Source organism: Vibrio sp. Vb0667 (assembly GCF_033391095.1).
On record NZ_JAWPOL010000074.1, the window covers coordinates 1 to 2,463 of the forward strand.

The window sequence follows — 2,463 nt, forward strand, 5'->3', positions numbered from 1 at the left end:
TACGAGAGGACCGGAGTGGACGAACCTCTGGTGTTCGGGTTGTGTCGCCAGACGCATTGCCCGGTAGCTAAGTTCGGAATCGATAACCGCTGAAAGCATCTAAGCGGGAAGCGAGCCCTGAGATGAGTCTTCCCTGATACTTTAAGTATCCTAAAGGGTTGTCGGAGACTACGACGTTGATAGGTCAGGTGTGTAAGTGCTGTGAGGCATTGAGCTAACTGATACTAATTGCCCGTGAGGCTTAACCATACAACACCCAAGGGGTTTTGATGGACTCGAAGCAAGAACAGAATTGAATGTGTAGAGAACACAGAAACAGCTTTCCGAATTAAAGAATTTGCTTGGCGACCATAGCGTTTTGGACCCACCTGACTCCATTCCGAACTCAGAAGTGAAACGAAATAGCGCCGATGGTAGTGTGGGGTTTCCCCATGTGAGAGTAGGACATCGCCAGGCTTTAAATTTAGACTTAGGTCTAACCAGTGCGGAGCGGTAGTTCAGTTGGTTAGAATACCGGCCTGTCACGCCGGGGGTCGCGGGTTCGAGTCCCGTCCGCTCCGCCACTTATTTGAAAGCCCTGCTAGAAATAGCAGGGCTTTTGTCGTTTTAGGGGCTGTCTTTTCCCTTCCAAGAAAGACCATTCTCGATGATCTGCAGTTCCACGACTTCGCCATTTATACCAATCTGGAAAACTAACTGGTCAGGTCTATCCATCTTCTCGAAGACATTTTGGTGACTCTTTTGGAGCAATCCAAAAACCGATACTATGCATCGCAGACTTTGGAGATGATGTCGTCGTAATCAGTAAAATATTGATTGGCTAAATCGCGTTGCCTCAACCAACGCCATACTTGTTCGATAGGGTTTAGCTCTGGAGAATAGGGCGAAAGTTTGATTACACTGACATTTAAAGTCATTGGCAATTTCTTCTGTATGCCATCCTGCGCCATCCATTACAACGACGGCGTGACGTCCTTCCTACGTGACTGCCAATATTTGTTTTAAGTGCTCTATCATGATGTCTTTATTAACCCAGGGACAATGATAGCCTCACTAATTCCTTTTTTGGGACAGACTGAACCGAACAGATAAGCATACTCAAATTGTTATTGCTTCACGGCTCTTGGGCGAGTTCCTTTTTAGCCCATAAGCGTGTTGTCGTGTTTTGAGCGGGAAGTTATTCATGAAAAGCCCATGTTGTCGAGCAGGTAATAGATAGAATTAGAGTGGTAGTGCTGACCAAATCCTTTCACTATATAAGCCTGGATGTCGGCACCAGTCAGTCGTCGGCCTTGTGTATCATTGGTTTTATCTTTTATGTATTGGCTCAACAGCTCTCTTTGCTCGGAAGTTAAGAATGGTGGTCTTCCTATTCTTGGCTTTTCTTGCCGTCCTTCCAGCCCTTCTTCAAGAAAGGTTTAAACCTACTTATTGACACTGGTTCGGCTTACCTTGAGAAACTTGACGATTTGTGTGCGTGAGTGTCCATCATTTGAAATGAGTAAGGGTCAGTGGCCTCATTTTCATCTGAATGGATTTTTGCTGACTTGCGAGTTTTTTAAAGTCGATATTGTTGAGGCTGTCCATAGCGAATCAGTTCTGTTGTTGGACAGCCTCAATTGGATCATGTTTTTACTTAGATTGGTATTACTTGTCTGTTGAGTGGTGCTCATTGGCGTGGGTGGAGAAAAGCCGAAAAAACTATAAGGGTCAAACTGTAGCGAGTGGTTTAAGAGAGAGGGGCTGGGTTTCTAGTTAATTTAATACGTGTTGATGGGTATGGATAAATGGCAGGCAATAAAAAGCCGACAGTAAACTGTCGGCTTGATAATGTTGTTACTGGTTAGTCGTGCTGAACCAGCATCAGAGCTTTACGAGAGACTTCATGAGCTGCTTTGGTTAGATTTTGCTTCTCTAGTGTGTCTGCTAGGAAAGCATAGTCAGATACGTCTGAGCGAAGTTTTAGAGCTATTTCAAAGTGCTCCTGAGCTTGTTGCCATTTCTCTTGACGGAAGTAGAAGTGTGCTAGAGCGCTGTGTGCCGCTGCGTTGTCAGTTTCTTTCTTTACTACGCCTTCTAGGAAGACTACTACAGGATGGATATCTGGTAGGTTTAAGTCTGGCAGTAGTTGGTAAAGTTCTGGTTCAGGCTGCTTTTTCAGTGCTTCTTTTAGTACGGTAAAGGCTTCGGTGTCGGCTTTACGAGCGATAAGCTCACGTGCAAAACAAGCAATAAGATGCGTGTCTTGCTTCACTTTACGAGCCAGACTGTTCCAATGAGAAATTAGCCCTTCGCTACCTTGTTGTTGCGCGACTTCATGCAGTAAACCACATTGTGCTTTCTGAATCAGTTCTGCTTGCTCTTCTTCCGTTACTAGCTTTGCTTTCGCCAGTTGTGGCATTAGGTCAATCAGCGGCTGCCACAATTTAAGCTGCATGTAAGTTGTTTTGAGTAAGTTCAAGA

Annotated in this window: 3 protein-coding genes, 1 tRNA gene and 2 rRNA genes; 3 read left to right on the plus strand and 3 right to left on the minus strand. The window is 45.0% G+C overall.

The features are described 5' to 3' along the window. The 3 genes from R8269_RS23360 to R8269_RS23370 form a co-directional block, all read left to right on the plus strand. Positions 1 to 249: ribosomal RNA gene (locus R8269_RS23360) — 23S ribosomal RNA — on the plus strand; the annotation flags it as partial. A gap of 91 nt (positions 250 to 340) precedes the next feature. Continuing rightward, positions 341 to 456: ribosomal RNA gene (gene rrf, locus R8269_RS23365) — 5S ribosomal RNA — on the plus strand. A gap of 30 nt (positions 457 to 486) precedes the next feature. Beyond that, positions 487 to 563, plus strand: a tRNA-Asp gene (locus R8269_RS23370). Between the two features lie 201 nt (positions 564 to 764). Here the strand turns inward: R8269_RS23370 and R8269_RS26730 are convergent. From R8269_RS26730 to R8269_RS23380, 3 genes are all read right to left on the minus strand, one after another. Beyond that, positions 765 to 917 carry a transposase gene (locus R8269_RS26730; RefSeq protein WP_411979083.1) on the minus strand — a complete coding sequence of 51 codons (153 nt, stop codon included), beginning with the start codon at positions 915 to 917 and terminating at the stop codon, positions 765 to 767. A 264-nt stretch (positions 918 to 1,181) separates the two neighbouring features. Next, positions 1,182 to 1,400 carry a helix-turn-helix domain-containing protein gene (locus R8269_RS26735; protein WP_412079964.1) on the minus strand — a complete coding sequence of 73 codons (219 nt, stop codon included), beginning with the start codon at positions 1,398 to 1,400 and terminating at the stop codon, positions 1,182 to 1,184. A 443-nt stretch (positions 1,401 to 1,843) separates the two neighbouring features. Continuing rightward, positions 1,844 to 2,463, minus strand: a 620-nt coding sequence (locus tag R8269_RS23380) for a heme biosynthesis protein HemY (RefSeq protein ID WP_412079963.1), incomplete at its 5' end; no start/stop codon positions are given.

Bases quoted from the DNA above. Each gene is read 5' to 3' on its own strand.
- R8269_RS26730 (WP_411979083.1), bottom strand. From the start codon at position 917: ATGACTTTAAATGTCAGTGTAATCAAACTTTCGCCCTATTCTCCAGAG.